The sequence below is a fragment of the Robertmurraya korlensis genome (assembly GCF_023715225.1).
GTDB lineage: Bacteria > Bacillota > Bacilli > Bacillales > Cytobacillaceae > Robertmurraya_A.
In genome coordinates this window covers 59,367-82,860 of record NZ_JAMBNS010000001.1, presented here as the reverse complement: position 1 = coordinate 82,860, position 23,494 = coordinate 59,367, and the positions used below count along the sequence as shown (strand labels likewise).

Sequence of the window (23,494 nt, the reverse complement as noted above, 5' to 3'; positions counted from 1 at the left end):
ATCATACTTACATTTCTTGTAAACTTTGAAGATCATCCTGATTAATTAATACATCACGCGGTTTACTTCCACGGTTTTCAGATATATACCCGTTTTTCTCCATCATATCAATTAATCTAGCTGCTCGATTATAACCAATCTTGAATCTTCTTTGAAGGCTCGAGGTCGAAGCAGATCCTTGATCCACGACAAATTCACAAGCTTCAAAGAATAGTTCATCTTCTTCTTCAGTAACAGCCGCCCTCTTTAAGAGCTCCTCTTGATGAAACAAGTAGTTTGGACTTTGTTCTCTTCGCACATGAGCAACTACTTGATCAATTTCTTCATCCGAAACAAATGTACCTTGAAGGCGAACAGGCTTTGAGGATCCATTTTCTAAAAATAGCATATCCCCACGACCTAATAGACGTTCTGCTCCAGCAATATCAATAATCGTACGAGAATCGATTTGACTGGATACAGAAAAGGCGATTCTTGTAGGAACATTTGCTTTAATTAATCCGGTAATAACATCAACAGACGGGCGTTGTGTTGCAATAATTAAGTGAATACCACACGCTCTTGCCTTTTGAGCAATTCGACATATCGCTTCCTCGACATCTGCAGGAGCCATCATCATCAAGTCCGCTAATTCATCTATAATAATGACAATGAACGGTAGCTTATCGGCATGTTGATTATGCTGTTCACATTGTTCATTAAAACGATTAATCTCACGTACTCCCGTATGTGCAAATAATTCGTATCGTCTTTCCATTTCTTCAACAGCCCACTTAAGGGCAGCTGTAGCTGCTTTTACATCCGTAATCACTGGGCTTACAAGATGCGGTATTTGATTATAAGGCGCTAGTTCAACCATCTTTGGATCAATTAATAGAAGCTTTAATTCATCAGGCCTTGCTTTATAGAGGAGGCTGACCAAGATGGTATTTATGCACACACTTTTCCCCGATCCAGTAGCTCCTGCAATTAATCCGTGCGGCATTTTACGCAAATCAGTTACAATAGGCTTTCCGGATATATCTAGTCCGAGTACAGCTGTTAACGGAGACTTCGAATGAAGAAATTCAGTACTGTTTACTATTTCTGAGAGTAAAACCGGTCTACTTACTTCATTCGGGACCTCAATCCCAATTGTGTGTTTTCCTGGAATCGGTGCTTCAATTCGAATATCCTTTGCGGCAAGACTTAATTTGATATCATCTGCTAGATTAGTGATTTTATTTACCTTTACCCCTGGCTCCGGTTGCACTTCAAACCTTGTAACCGATGGACCTTGTGTAACATTTACCACACTTGCTCGAACATTAAAACTTTCTAACGTGTCGTTTAGTAGTCTTTCCCTCTCTTCAAGCCATTCTCCACTAGTATCATATACAACGGGAGGTGAAAGAAGATCGAGCACCGGGAATACATAGTACGGATTTTCCTCATCGATCACTTCAGCTATCTCATTGACGCTAATAGGCTGCTCATTATCTTCGGCTTCCTTTTCAGTTATCAATGGCGAGGGTGGTTCAAAAGTGACTTCACTCTTTATTTGATTCCTTTTTTCCTCTAATTTACGACGATCTTCTTTCAACATTAATACATTAAAAGGCAAATGCGAGCGTTTGGGTGCAGGTACGAAAGGAGGTTCTTCATTATGATCTAATTCCTCCTGTTTGATATTCTGTTCCGTATTCTGTTGCATGCTTTCTTCGATTGTTTGCACTTCTACCTGTTCAAGTTCCTCTTCGGCAACAGTCCATTCTTCTGTCTGTATACTCTGTACTTCTACTTGCAGTTCTTCTATTTGAACACTCTGTTCAACTTTTAGCTTTACCTCTTCCTGGGTGGAACTCTCAACTGCTACGGCAACCTCCAATTCCCAGGTAGGCTCCGATGGAACGTCTTCCTCTATAACTTCCTCATTAACTCTCTCTATTTGTTCTAGATGAACATATTCTAGGTCTACCCCTGTTTCTACAGGAAGCAATTCCTCCGTAGGATCCATGCTAACTAATTCAATTGGATCCGTATTTATAATCGGTTCTTCTACTTGAACCACTTCTTCAATGGCTTGTTTCTCTATTTTTTCTCCCTTAACAGGTGCCTCATAAGATCGCTCTATGTACTCTTTCTTCAAAAAGGAGTTTAACTCGTATTCTACCGGCTTCTCCTCCTGCGTTCTTCCCCTTTTCTCAAACCCATAAACTGGAGAAGGAATTTCTGTTGGTCGAAACGGTCTTCTTGATACATCTCTATTTTTTGTTTCACTTTTAGGAGGAGGACTTACTTTGCTTTTTGTAAGAGAGCCAACTCTAGGCTTCGAACGAACCGGTTCACTTTTCCTCTCTGGTTCTGTTCGTTGACGGGAAGAAGTCCTTTCTTCTCTACTCTTTCTTGTTGTTTGCTGCATTTCTCTTTCATCAGGTATTAACGGAAACTTAAATTTCCCCTTCGGATACTGGTAGACAATTCGAGCATCAATATCCTTTTGTTCTTTTTTAGTTTCTTTAAAGGGTTCTACTATTTGTTCATTTATTTCTTCCACTTCATCGTCGTCACTTATTTTACTAAATAATTTCTTAAACCAATTCAAACCTTATCACTCTTTCTTCTATCTCATCATGTCTTCTTATTTTATCATTGAATACAATAATATCGACAAGAAATAAAAGATTGCTAGTAATAATATAATTTTGAATCTTTTGACCTAACTACCAGTAAGCTTGTTGGTCTTTGTTTCAGGACAACATAAAAAAGAAAAAAGGACCCTGATTGGCCCTTTAGTTTGGTTTTTTGCTTCTATTTTTTCCTAAGATAAAGATCGGTTCTAATTCACCATTTTCATATAAAAAGGATAATGCCGTGATTGGCACTCGACCGCTGGCAAAAAAGCTCATGGTCATTTGTGCGAGAATATCATAACCGGTCTCATTTTGAATATCTGCTAAAATTAATACATCCTGATGTGGAACCGCTACAGCCATATCACCAGTAATTTTCGAACTCATTTCCTTTAAAAATGCATCGTTTAGGACACGGCTTGCATCATACCCGTCGTTTGTATTGAGAAAATAAAAGATATTTCCTGCCACTTCATCGCGTTTCATGTTAGTCTTTAGGCTTCTTACATTGAATAGAGCTACTTCCCGAATATAGTCTCTCGTCCAATTTTCCTTTGCCATTAATGCTTCATCAATAATTCGGTAGGCATTTCCCAAATCTAACGCATAATACACTCTAGTTTCGGCCGTATGATCATCATATACTAGCGGAATTTCTTCACGCGATACAACTGGTGTAGACGTAGATCGTATGACAGGGAAAATCCGAGTTTTTTCACCTTGTTGAGTCGTTTTCTCATCCATAGCCTTAAGACCTTCTTCAACATAATATACAACTTCATCAATGGCCTTTTCTTTGTCTACTTCCCATTTTGCTATAATTCTAGGCAACTCAACCGTAATACCTCGTCCACTTTCCTTACTCTCTATACGTAATAAATCATTTTTTCGGTCATAAGTAATCGTACGACTTTCACTTTGAAGGCATTTTTCAAGTTCCGCCTTCATTTTTTTACTATCCATCTTCATAAATACTTCCCTCCTTTTTGGAGAATACGCTTTTTTCTACATGAAATAGCCCCAATCTTGGGAGGATTGGGAGCTATTTCATTATTATAGACCTTCGATAAATTGCTCAATTTCCTCTTGGGTTTTCCGGTCTTTGCTGACAAAACGACCTAGCTCGTTTCCATCTGCAAACGCGATAAAACTTGGGATTCCGAACACATCTAAGCTAATACACAGGTCAATAAACTGATCACGATCTACATGTACAAATTGGTATTCACTATATTTCTCTTCTATTTCTGGCAAGACCGGCTCAATGACTCGGCAGTCTGGACACCAATTTGCCGAAAACATAAAAATATGTTTCCCGTTATTTTTCATCGTTTCAAACTGTTCTACACTCTCAAGCATTTTCATATGATTACCTCCCATTACAGTTTATACAGTAAGTAAATTGTTATTCAGACTACCCCATATTCTAAATCATTGTAGCTTATTTTGAAAAGAAATTAGCTTCCAACAAAAAACGAAGGACTTCATCCTTCGCTTCCTTTTAACTTTATGGAGTTAACGATGTCAATCATCATATCTGCTTCGCTGCTTAGAGACCTTGTTTTTGTTTCTGTGGTAATCTTCATACCACCAACCCCTATAGTAAGCTCGTTCAGGTTATTCTCTAGCTTTTTTACTAATAGATAACCATATTTCCCATCCGTTTTGATTACTTTATCGGTATCGTATTTGTCTTGATCGACTGTTGATTGGTAAACGACTTCGCTATCTTGACCTTCTATAGGATTGTAAAACAATATATATGTTTTTGAACCATTCTTTAAAATAATATTATTGGGAGATTCTTCTTCCACTTCAAAACCAAAAGGTAAATAATATTCAATTTCCTCAGTTTTATTATTTGGTTTTTTAGCCTCTTCCTTAAATGCGTTCTCCACAGCATTAACTGTTTCTGTTTCCTCTTCGTCAAAGGATGCAGAACATCCGCTAAGGTAAAATAGAGCAGCTATACAGAGGAGAGATGCCTGTATATACTTTCTCATACTTTCTTCCTCCCTACATAGGAACTATTGTCTTCATGTCTATCATACCCGTCTCCCTATCCAATGACAAGCCTTCCAATTGTTACAATTGTGTTTCTAAACCGTTTATGTGCCTGTATTCATACTGACCGACAAGTAAAGTGCTGACGTGAAGAAACATTCCCTGCCTCGGGATGAGTCCATTTGTAAAGATTCCAATGGCTCCTTCTTTGCTTCGAATATTGGTTTTTTTCATGAATTCATCCATAATCGGACCTAATTCTTCTCCTACTAAAAGCCTATGCTCAATTTCTTTTGGTAATAAGATCCTAGCTCCACCGCTGCTAATGGGGGATTTTCCATGTTGAACTAATGCCCCCCAATTACATAACATCATTCCAAATTTCGTTTGCTGCACTCCACCTTCAAGACCTATCCCTATTTCTGCATCACTATTTTCAAGAGCTGCTTGTGCTCGATTGATGGCTCCTTGAATCGTCTCTTCATCTGAAAAGGGTTGTTCACTTACTCCAGATGGGACATCCATTCCCATGACTGTTGCACGATATCTCTTAAAGGCCTCTTCAACAGCTTTTACTTTCGTTTGGTTTTTTGATCCTACTGCCACATGCATATAACTACACCTCAGCTTCAATATAAAAGGAGAGGTTACCAATGGTACCTCCCTATCGTTTTTAACTATTTTGTCTAATCGTATCTACTGTAGTCTGGTCACAAGCTTTTACAAGTTTTATTAAAAGCTCTTTTGCAGCAGCATAATCATCAACATGAACAATTGAAGCGGCAGTATGGATGTATCGAGAGCAAATACCAACAACAGCACTTGGAACGCCTTCATTTGAGATATGCACTCGTCCAGCATCAGTACCACCAGGGGAGACAAAGTATTGATATGATATATTATGCGTCTCTGCTGTATCTAGAACAAACTCCCTCATCCCACGATGGGTCACCATTGATCGATCTAGAATTCTTAGCAGTGCTCCTTTTCCTAGTTGACCAAACTCATTTTTATCACCCGCAGCATCATTTGCAGGACTTGCATCAAGGGCAAAGAAGATATCTGGCTTAATTAAAGCGGCTGCTGTTTGTGCCCCTCTCAATCCAACTTCTTCTTGAACTGTTGCGCCAGAATATAAAATATTTGGCAAGCTCTCTCCTTGAACTTCTTCTAATAATTCAATAGCTAGACCACAACCATACCGATTATCCCAAGCCTTAGCCATTATTTTCTTTTCATTTGCCATTGGGGTAAACGGACAGATTGGTACAATTTGCTGTCCTGGCTTAATGCCTAGTTCCTTTGCGTGATCCCTGCTATCTGCCCCAATATCAATCAACATATTGCTAATTTCCATCGGCTTACTTCTCTTACTTTCGTCCAAAAGATGAGGAGGAATGGAAGCAATCACCCCAGTAACAGGTCCGTCATTTGTCATGACCTGTACACGCTGTGCTAGTAAAACTTGGCTCCACCAACCGCCTAATGGCTGAAAACGAATCATCCCATTATCTGTAATCGCAGTAACCATAAATCCAACCTCGTCCATATGTCCCGCAACCATCACACGAGGACCCTTGGAATTTCCGTGCTTCACTCCAAAAATACTTCCTAAATTATCTTGAATGATTTCATCAGAATACTGAGTTAATTGTTCACGCATAAACTTTCTAACCAAATGCTCATTTCCTGATGCACCCTGAAGTTCCGTTAGCGTTTTGAAAAGCTGTAATGTCTTCGAATTCATGTATTATGGCCTCCTAATATTCACATGACTCTTTATGTACATTCTTATTTTACTTAACTTTCCTACGTGTTACCACTTTATTGGCTGCTACGCTTAATTATGTGCGCAAAATTTGATATGATGGAAGAAGGATTTATTGGTATGAAAAAGGAGGGGCTTTATGAACTGGAAATCATTTTTTACTGGTGTTTCTGTTGGAATCATTTCAGGCTTTCTGGCTAGCGAATGGGTCTCCCAAAAGGGCAAAGTGTCCCCAGAAAAAGCCCTTACACACGCAAAGGCAAAATTTAAAGAAAGAGGTCCAATTAGTGGCTCTTGGATCCAAATGACAACCGAGCCGTTTGAAAAAAACAACATAACCTATGATGTGTATAAAGGTGGAGTATCACGAACAGTAGATGACACTTTAGAACAATACGAATTTGTATCAGATGCAAAAACTGGAACCATTCTAGAAGTATATTCACTATAAGAAAAGCTGCCAATAGGGCAGCTTTTCTTATCTCTCTCTCTTCACTGACTCAACAATTTCATAATGCTCATTCCACTTTAGTGCGCGATAGAAAGCATCATGATAAAAGGTAAACCAAGCCTGATTCTCTATCCCAAATTGAAGCCACTTTTGCTTTGCATCTATTGAATTCATTGGGTAATCATCGTATGCCATAACCCAAAGTGGATTTTGATGGGCATGTGTAGGCATGATATCTGCCATATGAATAATCATTTCATGGTCATCCTCAATGATAAGAATGGAATGTCCATCACTATGTCCGCCTGTATGCACCATTTTTATTTTCCCTTTGACCCACTCTTTCTCAAAAGGAACCACCTGTGATTCTATGCTTTGCCAATTTTCTTTCCAGTATGTATTTTGAGACCGAATATTTGGTTTTCTCATTTCATTCCACTCTACTGTGGAAACGATAATTTCTGCGTTAGGAAATACAGAAACATACTCGTTGTTCACTTTTTCTGTTAGCCCACAAGCATGATCAAAGTGCAAATGTGTCATTAAAACATAATCAATATTTTCTTTTGTTAACCCTAATTTCTCTAAGGAATGTAGTAGTTCTGATTCCTCTGTGACACCGAAATTCTTTTTTTGTTTGTCAGATAGCTTTCCTTTCCCAATTCCAGTCTCAACCAAAAAGTTTTTCCCATCCTGCTGAATTAAAATTGGGTCCGTCCGAAGCTCAATTTGATTTTTGTCGTTATGAGGGTATTTCTTTGACCAAAGCGCTTTCGGTACGACACCAAACATGGCACCACCATCTAAATGTGTAACTCCACCATTTAACCAAGTAAGCTTTACATGGTTTAACTGTAACGTTTCCATTTCATCCCCCCTAGGTCTTATACCTGTATTGTACCATTCCTTCCTTTTTTAGGAATATAAAAAAGAGTCTATCACGACAATAGACTCACTCGATTTACTGTATAAAATTTTTTCCATAAAAAATTTCATCCATTTCGGTTGTTAAGCTTTCTGTAATTTCTTCCTGCTCATATGGGCTTAACGAATTCTTTGTGTATCCAAATAAATAATTATTTAAATCAAAATTTTTCAGTTTGCACTTTGTATGAAAAATATTCTCTTGATACACGTTTACATCAATCATATCATATTGATTCTTGATCTCGTCCGGAATAAAGTTTTGTATCGATGTGATATCATGATCAATAAACAATTTGTGACCGTGTTTATCCCTCGTAAACCCGCGTACCCGATAATCAATCGTCATAATATCTGTATCAAACGAATGGATTAAGTAATTTAACGCTTTTAAAGGAGAGATTTCCCCACAAGTAGAGACATCAATGTCCGCACGGAAAGTACTAATTCCTTCATATGGATGAAACTCTGGGTACGTATGAACCGTAATATGACTTTTATCCAATTGCATCACCACTGAATCAGGTAGTGGACCTGGTGATTCGTCATATGTAGACTCAGTCGGTACCTCAACAACAGGTCCTTCAGAAACGAGGATGGTCACACTTGCTCCCTGCGGTACATAATCCTGCTGAGCAATATTTAAAACATGTGCACCAATAATATCGGATACATTTTTTAAAATTTTGGTTAACCGGTCTGCATTATATTGTTCATCAATATATTCTAAGTAAGCTTCTCGCTCTTGTCTGGTTTTTGTGTAACAAATATCATACATATTAAAGCTAAGTGATTTAGTTAAGTTATTAAATCCATGCAACTCAATTCGCTGTTCTGGAGTGAGCATTCATTCTTCCCCCTTCACATAATCTCCGTAAATATTATTAACTTACCCAACTCCTTACGAAAAAAACAGTCCTACAATTGTAGGACTGCTTATTTTTTCTGAAATTGAACTTCAGAACGATAGATACGGAAGCCTTTAGACGAGAACTTCTCTTCGTATTCTGTCATAATATTTCCTTCGTAAGAACTATTATGAAGGTCTAAGCTTACATACTTTAAAAGCATTCCGTACTCTGAAAAGCTTCTAAGAGAGAATTCAAATAAGCCTTGATTATCTGTTTTAAAGTGAATTTCTCCATTATCTACCAGAATATTTTCATAAATGGAAAGGAAGGTTTTGTATGTTAACCGTCTCTTTTCATGGCGTGTTTTTGGCCAAGGATCTGAGAAATTTAGATAAACTTGATCAACATCACCCTTAGCAAAATAGTTCTGAAGTTCGACAGCGTTTACGTTCATTAGACGCAAATTAGGAAGGTCTTCCTCAATTAGGCGGTCGAGAGCAATAACAATTACACTTTTATATACCTCAATCCCAATATAATTAATATGTGGATTTGCTTTAGCCATTTCAGTAATGAAACGACCTTTCCCCGTTCCAATTTCGATATGAATAGGCTGGTCATTCCCGAATACTTCGTTCCAATTTCCTTTGTAGCTTTCTGGATTTGCTACAACATATTGCGGATAGGATTCGAGCCTATCCTTTGCCCAAGGCTTATTTCTTAAACGCATGTTGACACCCCTAAAATAATCTATCGTTCAAACCATATCATGTGAGCAATTTTGATGCAACCAAAACTAATACTTCGCCCATATTATTAATTTACGTATAAATAAAAAAAGGAATTCACAACATAAATGTGAAGTTCCTTTTTGCGTATTTTCAAGCAACCTTGAAAGGGTGTATCGAATGCCTTTAGAACAAAAAGATCAAATGAATTTATTAAAAGATATATTAACGAATCACAGTACCGATTGTTGCGGGTCTGTATCTGAATGTGAACAATTAGAACGTTTGGTAAAATCACTGATGGTTAACACGGAACTCGATCAAGATGTAAAACATGTACTAGAACAAATTTATAGCTATTCTCAGCACGGAGCAAACACAAATGAGCTTGATCAACATATCGAGTCCCACCAAGAACAACTTGGACAGTGGGTATCAGAAATCGATCAATTTTCTTGACCAACCAGTGTAGACAAATAATTCACCCAGTAATTCATCTCTTCGTATCTATCCTTATTTTTATGCCATTGAATAGATGAAATGGTCTGCGCAATCGTATACCATTTCATTCGTAGCATCAGTTCGTCCGTAAGCTCTATTTCATACATGTCCAACCAATCGCTCCATTTGTCTTGCGGGAGATACCAATACAGCATCATCCCTAGGTCTATGGCAGGGTCGGCAATCATCGCACCATCCCAATCAATGAGGTACAACTGGTTGCTTTCTGTGAGCAACCAGTTATTGTGATTAACATCGCAATGACAAACAACTTTTTCCTCATAATGTATACGATCGAGCTCCTGATGCAAGAATAATAGAGCCTCTTGGATGGCCGCTTGAGATTTCACATCCTCATCTAGCCCCTCCACTACAATGGACAAAAGATGAACAGGCTCTAATGGAGTTTTCCCCATCCTTTTTAGCATGCCGAGTAAGGCTTCCGACTGGTGAATTTTCTTTAAGAGCTTTGCCACGCGCTTCGTATTCATATCTTGCGGCTTTAGCTCTCTTCCCTCTAACCATTGCTGAGCAGTGATTACATCCCCGTTTTCAAGCCTTTTCGTCCAAATTAGCTTTGGAACAATACCTTCTGCTGATAATACGGCAAGGAATGGAGAGGAATTTCGTTTAAGAAAGAGCCTCTGATCTTCATGCTGTGCAATAAACGCTTCTCCTGTCGCTCCTCCTGCAGGAACGATTTCCCACTCTTGTCCAAATAAGTGTTCCAAAATTGTTCACCTTCATTTTAACTGCGTCGTTAGTTTCTATAATAAGTAGCTTTGCTTTATTAAGTATTCACCATGGTAAGGTACAAGTCTCTTACAAGTAAAAAAGACGGCTATTGTAAAAAAAATCGACAATAGCCATCTTTATAGATTTTATCTCCTAGTGTTTCCTTCGTCAAGTAGAGACATCATACTTTCTTACTTGACTAGTACATAAACACTAAGTGGAGGGAGACTAAATTCTTTTTCATGTATCTGATAAATCCCATTCAATTCTACAATATTTTGGTCCGCAATGACCTGCCAATCAACGGTAGGTAACGAAACATGACGTTCTACTTTTAGAGGATTGAATAGAACGATGATTTCACTCCATGTTCCAAATTTCCTAACATCACGAAGGGTATATCCAATAACAGGCTTTTCCAATGGTAAGAAAGACATATGCTTATTAATCAGTTCAGTTGTATGAAAACGAAAGGCTTGATGTGTTTTTCTTAATTTGATTAATCCCTTGATATAGTCTACATGCTCTTTGTTTTCATAGACCCGGTCCCAATCCACTTGATTAATGTCATTAGGGGCTCGATAACTATTTCCATTTCCTTTTTTCGTCCGAAAAAATTCTTGGCCACAATGTAAGAAAGGCACTCCTTGTGACAGGAGAACAAATGCGGTTGCTAATCTCTGCTGCTTTTTTCTAATCTCTTCAGGCTCCTCTTTCTCACATATAAGGAGTTTATCCCAAAAGGTGTGGTTGTCATGAGATTCGATGTAGTTTACCGATTGAATCGGCTCTTGAAATAATCCCTTTTCCTTTAAACCTACACTACCTGCTAAAATCTTCTTTGCAGCCTCATAGTATCTTTCATTTCCTAACGCGTAGCCTTTATCATGGAGATTGAATGTATTGCCCTTTACGGTATCCCTAAAGAAGTCATTGAATTGACCAACCCTTGAAAGTTTCTTCTGATTACGAATACTCGCCTTTGTATCAATGGCGATCGGAGTATTTAAGTCCCACCCTTCCCCAATCATAATGGTCGAAGGATCCAATAAATCAAGCGATTTTCTTATTTCATTCATGGTTTCTATATCTAAAATCCCCATCAAATCAAAGCGAAAGCCATCTATACCGTATTCTTTTTTCCAAAAGAGGACCGATTCGACGATAAATTTCCTTACCATTTTTCGTTCAGAAGCAATGTCATTTCCTACTCCAGTTCCATTAGAGGGCATTCCATTTTGATCATGACGAAAAAAGTAGCCTGGTACAATTTTTTCAAAAGAAGATTCTTCTCTAATATAAACATGGTTGTATACTACATCCAATATGACTCGAAGGCCTTCATCATGAACAGCGCCAATTAACTTTTTTAATTCATTGATTCTCGCATATGGATCATGACAATTAGATGAATAACTTCCTTCAGGAGCATTAAAGTGTATCGGATTATACCCCCAGTTATAATCCTCCTTATCCCCTAACTCATCAACACCAGCAAAATCATGAAGCGGTAGTAGCTCGATATGTGTTACTCCTAAATTCTTTATATAGCTAAGACCCGTAAGTTGACCGTGGCTAGTAAACGTATCTCGTTCACTCGTACCTAAATATAAACCTTTATCTGTAACTCCACTATTTGGATGGACGGTTAAGTCTCTAATATGTGCTTCATAAATAATAGCGTCAGTAGGGGAATTAAATCCGGTTAGTGGTTTACTTACCACAGGTGTTCGATTTAGATCAATTATCACCCCTTTTTCCCCATTCGCTGTAACAGCAACAACATAAGGATCTACCGCTTCTCTCCATTGAAGATTCACACAAACAAGATAAGTATAGTGATATCCCTCCAGATCCCCTTCTACCGTCGTGACCCATACCCCTTTTTCCATGCGAGTCATTTCGTATTGGTTTGCTTGATCGTCAGCTGTACGAGCAAGTTTCACCTGACATTGGGTTGCGGTAGGCGCCCAAAGTGTAAAGATGGTCCTTTCTGGTGAATATTGAATTCCCAATGGCCCGTCATAATAAAATTTCTCATCAAACTGAGGAGTTCGGATAACCGCTCCTATTTGGAGATCCGTCTCCCCTCCATATTCATCCATCACACAATAAGTCAATCCGACTTCCGGCTCCTTGCCGGTGGTGCAAATATATTTAACGGAATCATGTAATCGTATTTTCTCAATAATAGCTAACTTCTCCGTTTTATCAGCTGCTTTCAGTGAAAATTCCCTTGACTCGCCATTATGATAACTCATTGGTAACAAGATTGTAATTATGTTCACATCATCTAAATAGGCATAAAAAAGTCTCTCAATAATAATCATGCATTTTTCAGCTCCTTCTGCCCCCTATCCTTCTTTATTCCCCTTGTGATAATTGGCAACACCTGCTGACAAGCCTGAATTTGTAAAGGTGTTTCGGCAAAATAATCACCATCAGCATGTGCCATCATTGGGTTAGAAGAATATATTTGAATTTCTCGTCCAGCTAATATCTTCACTTCTTTGAAGGCGACATGACCACCCCAAAAAACGCTTACAAACACAGAAAGCATTTTTAGCCTTGATACACGATGTACAATGATAATATTTAACAAGCCATCATCGGTTTTTGCATTCGGGGCAATTTGCATTCCTCCCCCATAAAACGGCTGGTTGGCCACAGTCACAAACCAGGTAGCAGGAAAATCATAAAGGCTGCCATCCACAGTAAGTTGAACATCTGTCGGTTGATAAAATAGAATTTCCTTGATAAGCAAGTACACGTATACAAGGCCACCTAAGGATAATTTATTTAACCACTTTTTCATAGTTGATTGATTAGCGAGTTTGGAAATTAAGCCATCGAGTCCTGCTCCCATGTTATTTATGAAGTACAGGTCTTCCATACTGGAGCTTGATATTCTCCCCACGTCAGTTAACCTCGGTTCTTGCTTTCTCTCTCTTAACATTACGGATAATGCATGAAGAGGATTTCGTGGTATTTGAAATCCTCTTGCAAAATCATTTCCAGAACCAGCAGGAATAAATCCAACCTTTACATGTGGACTAGAGATGACTCCATTAACTACCTCATTTAATGTTCCATCTCCACCAACAACTGTGATTGATACCTCACCTTCTTGCTTAGCAAGACGCATCGCTATTTCAGCACCATTTCCTTTATAAGCGGTGAGAAAGGCTTTGTAGGGAATTTGTTGTCTTTGTAATTCTTTTTCGACTTTATCCCACACTTTTAAACTATAGCCATTTTTCGCATTTGGATTAATAATAAAGTATAATTTCCCCATTTTTCTCATCCCATACGTGTCTAGAATTCTTTTTCTTCTTGTTCTCCTTTATTTAAAACATCCCATTCTATTCGGCGCATACTTGTTGTTTGACTAAACTGCAGAAGCATTTGTGCTGCTCTAAGCTGTGCATGCTTTAGTGGCGTTTTATTGCTTCTCATTGTTTGAAACCATTCTTCGTAATTTCTTTTTTCAATGAGTTGTATACCATAGGGTGGATAGGGATAATCAATATAGCCATTTCTACTTAATACTACTTTATGAATCGGCAACTCTATTTCATACAACTCAAATATTTTCTTTACAATTTTTTCTGTACGATTGAGTCCAATAAGTGGATTTAACACCTTTTGTTCCTGGTCTTGATGACGCTTTACCCAAAACCTTTCTTTCGTTCCTTGAAAGACCGCATGATCCTCTTCCTCTAAGAAGCTGATACACCACACATCTGTTGGAGTGATTAAAATCGTTTCTACTTCTACCGGAGCTTTTTTCAATAGAAAGATTGGCTCATACATCACGAGGGTTGTATCAGGAAAGCGTTGCAAAAAGTATTTAAGCCTGTGATCATACAAATACTTCTTACTGATATTCGATTGCTCCAATAAGGTTGTGCTCGCCCATTTCATTTGAAAACGTAGTAATTGGTCGAGAAATTGATGCTTTAGCTCAACTTCAGTAGCTGGTTTAAAGGTAAATGACGGGGAAAATGAAAGACCAGAAGATTCTTGTACCTCCGATTGTATCTCCTTCTCCTCCGCTTCATCGTCTTTTCTTTCTCTTTTAAAAAATCCCTTCATACGATCAACTAATGGCTGTTTATCTTCTTCTAACCAATTCGTTGAGACCGGTTGAATGCTTTCAATGATAGAATCTGACTCCCAGAGAGAGTGAATTTTTCCCCATTGCTGCTTTTTCAACCTTACATATCTAGAGGGATATTCATAAATATTTTGTTCGTAACGTGAAACATAATCTTGCAGTTTAATTAATTGTCCCATGCGGGTTTTCCTTTCTATAAACAGATGATCTACAACTTAAAAGATTGAACAACCTCATATTTTGGTTCTCTGTCCAAATGTGTCTGATACAACACCACTTCATTAGCAACAAACGAGAAAGCGTCACGAACAAAAGGGTTCTTTAGCTGTAGTAATTCAGGCGCAAAAGGGGTATTTCCCTTCCACTTTCTTGCTATAGTTATATGTGGATGAAAAGGTCTCTTCTCAAGGGAAAAACCGGCTAGCTCGCAAGCATCAAATACCTTTTTCCTTACTTCGTATAAACAAAATTGTTCCACTAATCGCACCCAAAAGATTCTTGGAGACTCCTTTCTTCCGAAAGTATCAAGCCCTTCAATATTTAGAGGAAAAGCATTTTCATTCTTAAGTGCATCGGATACAAATTGAATCGACTTTTCCAACATGCCTATTTCTGCATTTCCTAAAAAGGCTAGAGTAATATGAAAATCCTCAGGATGAACCCATTTTTGAAAAGGAAACTCCTTTTGAAGGGGAAGTAGTTTATTATATACAAGGATTTTTGTATCACTTGGTATTTTTACTGCATAAAAAAAATGAGCTTTTTTATCCATAAACTTTTCAAACCTTTCAAGCTTTCTTATATTTTAACAGAGATTGTAACTGAATCGAAAAAATGACGATCACACGAAGCACATATGTTTGAATACAATATACCTCTTTAGGTATAATAAAGTTATTCACTTTTATATGTTACATTTCCCATTTTTGCAGTAAAAATATCGATTTCTAAGGAAAATTATTGAAGGTTAGGAGAACATTAGATGAAAGTTGTTCAAAATATTGCGGAACTAATTGGGGAAACCCCTCTACTTAAATTAAATCGTTTGGCACCCCAAAATGGTGCTAGCGTCTATTTGAAACTCGAATTTTTTAATCCTAGTAAAAGTGTAAAAGATCGTGCTGCATTCAACATGATGATTACAGCTGAACAAAAAGGTTTATTAAAAAAGGGTGCAACTATTATTGAGCCGACAAGCGGGAACACAGGAATTGGACTAGCTATGAATGCTGCAGCCCGAGGATACCGCTCCATTTTAGTCATGCCTGATACCATGACAAAGGAACGCATCAATCTATTAAAGGCATACGGTGCTGAGGTTGTTTTAACACCAGGTGATGAAAAAATGCCTGGTTCCATAAGAAAGGCACAAGAGCTAGCAAAAGAAATACCTAATAGTTATTTACCTATGCAATTTGAAAACGAAGCGAATCCTGATGCACACAGACACTCTACCGCTCTTGAAATTGTTGAAGCGATGAAGGAAATAGGTAAACCACTTTCGGCTTTTGTCGCCACTGCGGGAACAGGAGGCACGATAACTGGAACGGGTGAAGTGTTAAAAGAACATTTCTTAAATTTGCAAGTTCATGTAGTGGAACCTGCAGGCTCACCGGTGCTTTCTGGAGGCAAGCCTGGTAAGCATAAACTAGTAGGAACGAGCCCAGGATTTATTCCTGATATCCTAAACCAGGATGTATACGACCACATTCATAAAATTACCGATGAAGATGCCTACACAATCACAAGAAGATTGGCTAGTGAAGAAGGAATCTTAGTGGGGCCATCCTCTGGTGCCGCCTGCTTCGCTGCCATCGAAGTGGCTAAAACTCTTGGCCCTGATGACGTTGTTGTCTGCATTGCATGTGATACCGGTGAAAGATATCTATCAAGTGATTTATTTTCTTAAGATACTAGAGAAGGCTGCCATAATAGGCAGCCTATTTTAGTTATTCTATCGTTCCACATTCCTTCTCTATTTCTTCCTTTATTAACTGCTGAAGTTTTTTCGTAACTTCTCCTGGAAGTCCTCCAGAGATTTTTTTCTTCTCAACTTCTACAATTGGTGTTACCTCCACAGTTGTTCCAGATAAAAATACTTCATCCGCTCGTAAAACCTCTTCAACAGTGAATTCTTTTTCTTCAAAAGGAATTTGATGTTGTTCACATACTTGTTTTACTTTTTGCCTTGTGATTCCGTTTAGTATCAAGTTGTTCGATGGATGAGTGATAACCGTTCCATTTTTTACAATGGCTACATTTGATGAACTGCCTTCTGTTACGATATCGTCTCGATGTTGTATGGCCTCAAAGCAACCAGCTTCTACAGCTTTCTGTTTGGCAAGGAGATTCCCTAGTAAATTCAGACTCTTAATATCACAGCGTAGCCAACGAATGTCCTCAATGAATATAGCCTTTACCCCTTCTTGCATACTGCTGACTGGACGATCCACTTTTCTTGTATAAGCAACAAAAATAGGAGCTACGTTTTGAGGGAAGGCGTGATTACGTGGAGATGCTCCCCTTGTAAATTGCATATAAATGATGCCATTAGTTAGCTCATTTTTCTCAATCAGACCTTGTAACATTGTCTCTAATTCGGACGGTTGATAAGGTATTTGAATGCTTATCTTTTCCGCACTTTCCTGCAATCGATTCAAATGTTCCTTGGCCGTAAACATTTTTCCATTATACACCCGTATCACTTCATAGACACCATCACCAAACTGATAACCACGATCCTCAATATCAACCGTTGCAAGGCCACGATCAACTATTTCTCCACCAACGATAACGTAATCCATACATACACTCCCTTTGTCCTCTATTTATTTAGCTAATTCATAGATAGCCTGAGCATAGATGGCTGTTGCTTTAAGCAAATCCTCTACAACCATATACTCGTCCTTTTGGTGAGCCACGTCTGGTCGACCTGGAAATAATGGTCCAAAGGCAACTCCTGATTGCAGCGAACGTGCATAAGTGCCCCCACCAATCGCAAGTAACTCTGCCTTCTCACCCGTTTGTTCTTCATAAACCTTTTTCAGAGTTTGAATTAGAAAATCCTTTTCATCCACATGATGGGGTTTGGAATCTGATACATTTTGGACCTCAAAACCTTGTTCATGCAAAACAGAAGCTAACTTTTCCTGTATTTGATCAATTTTTGCTGTGACAGGATAACGAAGATTGATTCCTAACATCCCGCCATTTTCTTTTGTAAAGGAAAGTTTTCCAACGTTTAACGTAAGATCCCCAGAAATATCATCCGTATATGAAATTCCCAATTGCTTTCCACGGCTATCAAGATAGAAATTGGTTTGAATAAAGGAAAAATACTGTTTACCTAGACCACTTAGCTGCAATTTATTTAAGAAAACGGCTAAAAGTATACCGGCATTTTTACCAAGATCAGGTTCCATCCCATGCACCGAGATTCCTTCTAGCTCTAAAATCAATTCGCCTTTATCTACAAAGTATTTTCCATTCAGCTGTTGTTCATCAAGGAAGGTTTGAAATTCTTGTATAATATGTGTCTCTTCTTGATTCGTATGTAAGGCTGCCTTGGCATAGTCAGGAACCATATTATATCTTCTGCCCGCTTGAAAAGATAATACAGTTGTTCCACTGTTTTCCTCTGTATCATTTGGCCTTTGCACAATATCAAAATCAGAGATTCCTTTTTCAGCAAATATGATCGGGAAATCAGCATCTGGTGCAAACCCCATCGTTGGCATTTCTTCGTGCTTAAAATAATGATCCACACAGCGCCAGTTGCTTTCTTCATCTGTTCCGATGATCATTCTCACTCTTTTCGAAAGAGGCAATTGAAGTTCTTTTACAATTTTCATCGCATAATAAGCAGCCATCGTTGGTCCCTTATCATCAATGGCACCACGAGCATAAATATTCCCATCCCGAATTTCTGCTGCATACGGGTCACTTGACCATCCATCTCCTTCTGGCACCACATCAACGTGACAAAGAATTCCGATGCTTTCCTTTCCTTCTCCGAATTCTACATGTCCAGCAAGATTTCCCACATTTTTGATTGAAAACCCATCTGATTCCCCAAGTTCAAGCATGTGGACAAGCGCATCCTTTACTCCTTGTCCGAGCGGTGCATCATCAGTGGCATTTTCTTCATCTAGTACGCTTTTAATTTGTAAAAGCTTTTGAGTATCTTCAATTAATGAATCTTTTCTTTTCTCGACTTCTGAAGACCAATTGATGTTTGTCACGAAAATCCTCCTAAATAATCCAATCTACTTGACTTAAATAATATATCCCCCTGCTGGAAAAGACAACCACAATGACAGGACTGCTAGAAAAAGTTTCATAAGAAAAATGCTGCCCAAATCGGACAGCATTTTTCTCATGGAGCAAGTAGTTCCTGTAGCTCAGCATTTTCGTAATCTAATGCGTAATCATAAGCCGTGTAGCCAGAGGCATCGATGTATTTGGCATCTGCTCCGTATTCTAACAACAGCTTAACCATTTCTACGTCCTCCGCAAAAACAGCACTGATGAGTGGGGTTGCATCGTATATATCGACCGTATTGGCATCTGCCCCATTTTCAAGTAATAAAACTGCAGCTTCATAATAACCAGAGTAAACCGCCCAATGAAGAGCAGATGAGCCCTCACTATCTACTTCATTTATGTCAGCACCTTCATCTAAAAGAGTGGAAATGGAATCGGTATCGTTTTCACTTGCCGCTTCCATTAAGGGTGTCATGCCCTCGATTTCAAATGCTTCAGAGAAAATATTGAACTTCTCTAATGCCTTGAAAGTCATATACACGCCACCGGCAAATACAAGTGATAGTAATAGCGTTACAATAACTCCAATGACAATTCCCCTTTTTGGTTCCTTTAACGTCTCCACTTCTGTTTCTGAAAAGAACTTATCCACTTCATATAATCTTTTTGGCAGATGAGGATGTGTAGAGAGCTTTTCATTTAACCAAACAAAGAAGCCCGCTTCAGATTCAATTTGTCTCATGTATAACTCTTTGTTAACCTTTTTATAAAGTTCCTTCCCTATTGCTAGAATGGTCAAAGCATTTTTTGATGCTGATAGTGATCCAGAGTAATAGGTTGCATAACGGTCGCATGTATATTCACATGCTCGTAAGTAGGCATCTCCTAAAAAAGGGACCCACATGGCCGGCAATAAAAGAAAATTCACCGTAACATGTTTCCTTTTTAAATGAGCAAACTCATGAGCAAGAACAAATAGTACTTCATCTTCTGCATCTCTTTCAATTAGTTCAAATATCTCTGAATAAAGTACCACCATATTTCTCCCGAAAAATCTGGTCGCAAATGCATTTAATATTCCTTGTGATTCCATGACATACATTTGTGGTATGTTTTCTAAGCCCATCTGTGCGGCCATTTCCTTTGCCTTTTCATAAAGGGAAGGAAATTGTTCTTCACTTATTCGAACGCCATTTCTTCTAATTCCTCCGATCATTAATCCATGAAAAAAAATGGATAAGAGGACCATGACGATAATAATTCCGATACCTAAAATAGAAAAAACTAAAAAAATATAAGTTAAAATACTAAAAGTTAATACAAGTGCAAAATAGATATTCTCTTTGCGATGGACAAGCTGTGAAGGTAAATAAGAATTCAATCTGTGTCATTCCTTTCAAATTATTATTGTCCTATTTTTTCAAAAATCAAATTTCTTATCATAACTTATATGACATAAGTAATAGAATGTAACAGCAGCAAGAAAAAGGAGGGATATTTTAAAGAAAAGATTACCATTTTATTAATTTATTATGTAAAAGTAGAAATTATCTGTAAATAAGAGTACAATAATCTACAAGAAAAGACATTTTCATTTAGCAGCTTATAATTCACTTGTAAAGGGGTTGTCTAGGGAAAAGAAGCTTACATACATTTGGAGAGTCATCTTCAAGAAGTCGTCCGTTGTAGCTATTTGCCAAAGGTTTGAAAAAAGGATAGGGAGTGGTTTTTTGAAACCTTCGACTAACCGGATGTTAAACCGTATCAAATCCATCTACATGTTTATTAATAACCATGGAATTGTCACGACGCAAGAGCTTGTGGAGGAATTTGGTATCACTCCTCGAACGATCCAGAGAGATCTAAATGTTTTAGCTTATAATGACCTAGTCGAAAGTCCAAGTCGTGGAAAATGGACAACAACCGAAAAAAAGGTAAAAATATCATCTTAAATGACGGTTCGCCCTTCCCTCATCGGAAGGGCGGACTCTTTATTTCACTTCATAGTTGATTAACTCTTCTAATTCCTCATCTGTTAATTCTCGATACTCTCCTAATTCCAGAGTCTCATCAAGCTTTAGAGGCCCCATTGATAATCTTTTTAAATAAATGACTCTTTTCCCTACCGCTTCAAACATTCTTTTTACTTGATGGAATTTCCCTTCGGTAATCGTTAGCTCGATATCAGATATTATTCCGGATTTCAAAATCGTTAAATAGGCTGGCTTCGTCAAATACCCGTCATCGAGTGTGACACCCTTTTGAAAAGCTTCCCCATCATCGTTAGTAACCATTCCTTCAATAACTGCGAAGTATGTTTTCGGAACGTGCTTCTTTGGAGATAACAAACGATGAGATAGCTGACCATCGTTTGTTATCAGTAAGAGTCCTTCCGTATCTTTATCAAGTCGACCAACAGGAAACGGTTCAAACACTTGATCCTCATATTCAAGCAAATCAATCACTGTCTCATCGTGATTATCTTCAGTAGCTGATATGACACCAGGGGGTTTGTTCATCATTAAATAAACAAATTCCTTGTACTCGACTACTTCTCCATTTAAGGTGACCACGTCATTATCTGGATCAATATGTTGTTTTGAATCTTTTATTACTTTATCGTTCACGACTACTGCGCCGTCTTTTAGAAGTTTTTTTACATCTTTTCTACTTCCATAACCTAAATTCGCGAGCATTTTATCAATACGCAATTGTTTCCCTCCCAGTGGAGTCTTACCCTCTTAGTTTTACCTTCTTCATGATTCTTTCCACACGTTCTCCAAACAAAAAGTAAATGAGGCGTGTTTTAAAGCTTAAGTATACATAAATCCCTGCTCCAGCTGCTGCTGAAAGGAGGATGATAATAATAGACTGCATCTCAGATTTTGGAGATAAAACCAGTGTAGCTAAATAGTAGACAAGTGCAGCTATGAGAATCATAAACACATTAAAAATAACAATAAGCAATCCTCTCCGCAAAACGAGGCGGAAGCGATATCCAGAAAATATTTTAATAACCACTAAATTAATGCCAATGGCAACTCCGTAACCAAGTGCGGTTGCGTAAATCGCTCCATCTGTCTCAAACATCTTGATGAATGGAATATTGAGTGAGAGCTTCACTAATATCCCTACTAACAGACTTAAAATGGTAAACTTTTGTTCGTCAATTCCTTGTAATATGGCCGCCGTCACTGAGTAGAGGGCAAACAAGACCGCAACTGGTGCATATAATTGCAGGATGTCCGTCCCTGATGCGTTAGGTCCGTAAAAAACCGTATACGCAGGCTCAGCAAGTAGAGATAATCCAAGCGCAGCGGGCAATGTGATGAACATTAGCACCTGGAAGGTTTGATTAAGTTGCTTGTTCACAGCCTTTTGATCTTTTGAAATAAAGGCTTGAGTAATACTAGGCACTAGCGTTAATGAAAATGCCGTTGCCAACGATACCGGAATGATGACTAACTTATGAGTATTAAAACTTAATTTAGCTAGTTCTCTTTCTGAAATACCCCCTAACCCAATAGAAGTCATTGCTCGGTTAAAGGTCATCGTATCAATCCATTGAAATAAAGGATTGGCAATTCCAACAAGAATAAAAGGAATCGAATAAATCAGTATTTCCTTGTACATATCTTTTAATGATACTTGAACGGTTCCCTTATCTTGTAGAAGTAATTCATCGAGATATGGCTTTCTTTTATACCAATACCAAAAGAGAATAAATAAGCTACCCAAGCCTCCAACAAAGGCTGAGAAAGTGGCAATACTAATGGCAGTTACGATGTCACCTTTCATCACTTTAAGAACGATGAACGCTCCAGCTAATAAAAAGGCAATACGAACAATTTGTTCAACTACCTGGGACACAGCCGAAGGCCCCATCGATTGATGTCCTTGGAAAAATCCGCGAATTAAACTCATAAAAGGAATAATGATAAGCGCAAAGCTTACTGCTCGTATAACCGTTACAATATCCCTAGGATTCGTTTGTTTATCATGATCAGCAATGATAATGTCCGCAACCATTGGCGCGGATAAATAGAGGATCAAGAAGGCCGCAACCCCTGTCCCAAGCATGACTAGCAATCCTGACTTAAAGAGTCTCCTGCCGACCGCATATTCTTCCATGGCATTATATTTGGAAATAAACTTCGCTACAGCTAGAGGTACTCCAGCAGTGGCAAGACTGATAAATATGGTATAAGGAACATAGGAATATTGATACAGTACGGTTCCTGTCTCTCCTACAATCCTTGCAAACGGTATAACATAAAAAAGACCTAATAATTTTGAAATAAATGTTCCTAAAGTTAGAATAAATGTTCCTCGTAATAACTTAGATTGCATGTGATCCCTTCCTATGTAGAAATGCCGAAAATTATTTCAAACGCCAAATTCATATTTTATCATAAAGTTTGAAAAAAACTGTGATTTTTGTGTGAATCTAATCTGAGTGTACACAACTCCGTGCTTTGATGCCACTTTTTGTGGAAAAGTTTTCTTTCTTAACAAGCTGACTTATAATGGTGATGGAAAG

Annotated in this window: 23 protein-coding genes; 4 read left to right on the top strand and 19 right to left on the bottom strand. The window is 38.1% G+C overall.

All coding sequences use genetic code 11. The features are described 5' to 3' along the window. Positions 1 to 7 precede the first annotated feature (7 nt). The 6 genes from M3175_RS00495 to M3175_RS00470 form a co-directional block, all read right to left on the bottom strand. A complete protein-coding gene (locus M3175_RS00495; RefSeq protein ID WP_251513439.1) occupies positions 8 to 2,584 on the bottom strand; it encodes a DNA translocase FtsK in 2,577 nt (858 codons plus the stop codon). Positions 2,585 to 2,771: 187 nt separating this feature from the next. Beyond that, positions 2,772 to 3,575 (bottom strand): DUF1444 domain-containing protein, encoded by an 804-nt coding sequence (locus M3175_RS00490; RefSeq protein ID WP_251515191.1) that lies wholly within the window; start codon positions 3,573 to 3,575, stop codon positions 2,772 to 2,774. A 90-nt stretch (positions 3,576 to 3,665) separates the two neighbouring features. After that, entirely contained in the window at positions 3,666 to 3,977 is a 312-nt protein-coding gene (locus M3175_RS00485) for a thioredoxin family protein (protein ID WP_251513438.1), read from the bottom strand. 119 nt (positions 3,978 to 4,096) lie between these two features. Further along, positions 4,097 to 4,615 (bottom strand): hypothetical protein, encoded by a 519-nt coding sequence (locus M3175_RS00480; protein ID WP_251513436.1) that lies wholly within the window; start codon positions 4,613 to 4,615, stop codon positions 4,097 to 4,099. Positions 4,616 to 4,697: 82 nt separating this feature from the next. Continuing rightward, positions 4,698 to 5,228 carry a DUF84 family protein gene (locus M3175_RS00475; RefSeq protein WP_251513434.1) on the bottom strand — a complete coding sequence of 177 codons (531 nt, stop codon included), beginning with the start codon at positions 5,226 to 5,228 and terminating at the stop codon, positions 4,698 to 4,700. A gap of 61 nt (positions 5,229 to 5,289) precedes the next feature. Then, complete coding sequence (locus M3175_RS00470; protein WP_251513432.1) at positions 5,290 to 6,363, bottom strand: M42 family metallopeptidase; 1,074 nt, start codon at positions 6,361 to 6,363, stop codon at positions 5,290 to 5,292. A 160-nt stretch (positions 6,364 to 6,523) separates the two neighbouring features. Between M3175_RS00470 and M3175_RS00465 the strand changes: the two genes are divergently transcribed. Beyond that, positions 6,524 to 6,835, top strand: a complete 312-nt coding sequence (locus tag M3175_RS00465) for a PepSY domain-containing protein (RefSeq protein WP_251513431.1) — start codon at positions 6,524 to 6,526, stop codon at positions 6,833 to 6,835. A 27-nt stretch (positions 6,836 to 6,862) separates the two neighbouring features. Here M3175_RS00465 and M3175_RS00460 read toward each other — a convergent pair whose 3' ends face one another. The 3 genes from M3175_RS00460 to trmB form a co-directional block, all read right to left on the bottom strand. After that, the gene (locus tag M3175_RS00460) at positions 6,863 to 7,702 is read right to left on the bottom strand and encodes a YtnP family quorum-quenching lactonase (protein ID WP_251513428.1); all 840 of its coding nucleotides are present in this window, start codon (positions 7,700 to 7,702) and stop codon (positions 6,863 to 6,865) included. Between the two features lie 94 nt (positions 7,703 to 7,796). Further along, positions 7,797 to 8,606, bottom strand: coding sequence for an adenosylmethionine decarboxylase (speD, locus tag M3175_RS00455; protein ID WP_251513426.1), 810 nt, complete (start codon positions 8,604 to 8,606; stop codon positions 7,797 to 7,799). A gap of 89 nt (positions 8,607 to 8,695) precedes the next feature. Then, positions 8,696 to 9,340, bottom strand: a complete 645-nt coding sequence (gene trmB, locus M3175_RS00450) for a tRNA (guanosine(46)-N7)-methyltransferase TrmB (protein ID WP_251513425.1) — start codon at positions 9,338 to 9,340, stop codon at positions 8,696 to 8,698. 178 nt (positions 9,341 to 9,518) lie between these two features. Here trmB and M3175_RS00445 point away from each other — a divergent pair, with 178 nt between their 5' ends. Then, a complete protein-coding gene (locus M3175_RS00445; protein WP_251513423.1) occupies positions 9,519 to 9,797 on the top strand; it encodes a YtzH-like family protein in 279 nt (92 codons plus the stop codon). Here the strand turns inward: M3175_RS00445 and M3175_RS00440 are convergent. The 5 genes from M3175_RS00440 to thpR all read right to left on the bottom strand — a co-directional run bounded on the left by M3175_RS00440 (position 9,785) and on the right by thpR (position 15,463). Beyond that, the gene (locus M3175_RS00440) at positions 9,785 to 10,570 is read right to left on the bottom strand and encodes a phosphotransferase family protein (protein WP_251513421.1); all 786 of its coding nucleotides are present in this window, start codon (positions 10,568 to 10,570) and stop codon (positions 9,785 to 9,787) included. The genes M3175_RS00445 and M3175_RS00440 overlap by 13 nt on opposite strands. Positions 10,571 to 10,765: 195 nt before the next feature. Further along, positions 10,766 to 12,904 carry a type I pullulanase gene (pulA, locus tag M3175_RS00435; protein ID WP_251513420.1) on the bottom strand — a complete coding sequence of 713 codons (2,139 nt, stop codon included), beginning with the start codon at positions 12,902 to 12,904 and terminating at the stop codon, positions 10,766 to 10,768. After that, positions 12,901 to 13,869, bottom strand: coding sequence for a diacylglycerol/lipid kinase family protein (locus M3175_RS00430; RefSeq protein ID WP_251513418.1), 969 nt, complete (start codon positions 13,867 to 13,869; stop codon positions 12,901 to 12,903). Before M3175_RS00430 ends, pulA begins: the two co-directional genes overlap by 4 nt. Before the next feature lie 20 nt (positions 13,870 to 13,889). Then, positions 13,890 to 14,870 (bottom strand): NERD domain-containing protein, encoded by a 981-nt coding sequence (locus M3175_RS00425; protein ID WP_251513416.1) that lies wholly within the window; start codon positions 14,868 to 14,870, stop codon positions 13,890 to 13,892. 29 nt (positions 14,871 to 14,899) lie between these two features. Continuing rightward, positions 14,900 to 15,463: an RNA 2',3'-cyclic phosphodiesterase gene (thpR, locus tag M3175_RS00420; protein WP_251513414.1), complete on the bottom strand. Its 564-nt coding sequence runs from the start codon at positions 15,461 to 15,463 to the stop codon at positions 14,900 to 14,902. A 210-nt stretch (positions 15,464 to 15,673) separates the two neighbouring features. Between thpR and cysK the strand changes: the two genes are divergently transcribed. Next, positions 15,674 to 16,600 carry a cysteine synthase A gene (gene cysK / locus M3175_RS00415; protein WP_251513413.1) on the top strand — a complete coding sequence of 309 codons (927 nt, stop codon included), beginning with the start codon at positions 15,674 to 15,676 and terminating at the stop codon, positions 16,598 to 16,600. Positions 16,601 to 16,640: 40 nt separating this feature from the next. Here the strand turns inward: cysK and dat are convergent, their stop codons facing one another. The 3 genes from dat to M3175_RS00400 form a co-directional block, all read right to left on the bottom strand. Continuing rightward, positions 16,641 to 17,495 carry a D-amino-acid transaminase gene (gene dat, locus M3175_RS00410; RefSeq protein ID WP_251513411.1) on the bottom strand — a complete coding sequence of 285 codons (855 nt, stop codon included), beginning with the start codon at positions 17,493 to 17,495 and terminating at the stop codon, positions 16,641 to 16,643. 24 nt (positions 17,496 to 17,519) lie between these two features. Then, positions 17,520 to 18,932, bottom strand: a complete 1,413-nt coding sequence (gene pepV, locus M3175_RS00405) for a dipeptidase PepV (protein WP_251513409.1) — start codon at positions 18,930 to 18,932, stop codon at positions 17,520 to 17,522. Between the two features lie 134 nt (positions 18,933 to 19,066). Next, a complete protein-coding gene (locus M3175_RS00400) occupies positions 19,067 to 20,335 on the bottom strand; it encodes a M48 family metallopeptidase (RefSeq protein ID WP_251513407.1) in 1,269 nt (422 codons plus the stop codon). Between the two features lie 349 nt (positions 20,336 to 20,684). Between M3175_RS00400 and M3175_RS00395 the strand changes: the two genes are divergently transcribed. After that, complete coding sequence (locus M3175_RS00395) at positions 20,685 to 20,906, top strand: DeoR family transcriptional regulator (protein WP_066057490.1); 222 nt, start codon at positions 20,685 to 20,687, stop codon at positions 20,904 to 20,906. 39 nt (positions 20,907 to 20,945) lie between these two features. Here the strand turns inward: M3175_RS00395 and M3175_RS00390 are convergent, their stop codons facing one another. Both M3175_RS00390 and M3175_RS00385 read right to left on the bottom strand, forming a co-directional pair. Continuing rightward, positions 20,946 to 21,665, bottom strand: coding sequence for a pseudouridine synthase (locus M3175_RS00390; protein ID WP_251513406.1), 720 nt, complete (start codon positions 21,663 to 21,665; stop codon positions 20,946 to 20,948). A gap of 22 nt (positions 21,666 to 21,687) precedes the next feature. Beyond that, positions 21,688 to 23,304, bottom strand: coding sequence for a putative polysaccharide biosynthesis protein (locus M3175_RS00385; protein ID WP_251513405.1), 1,617 nt, complete (start codon positions 23,302 to 23,304; stop codon positions 21,688 to 21,690). Positions 23,305 to 23,494: the final 190 nt, after the last annotated feature.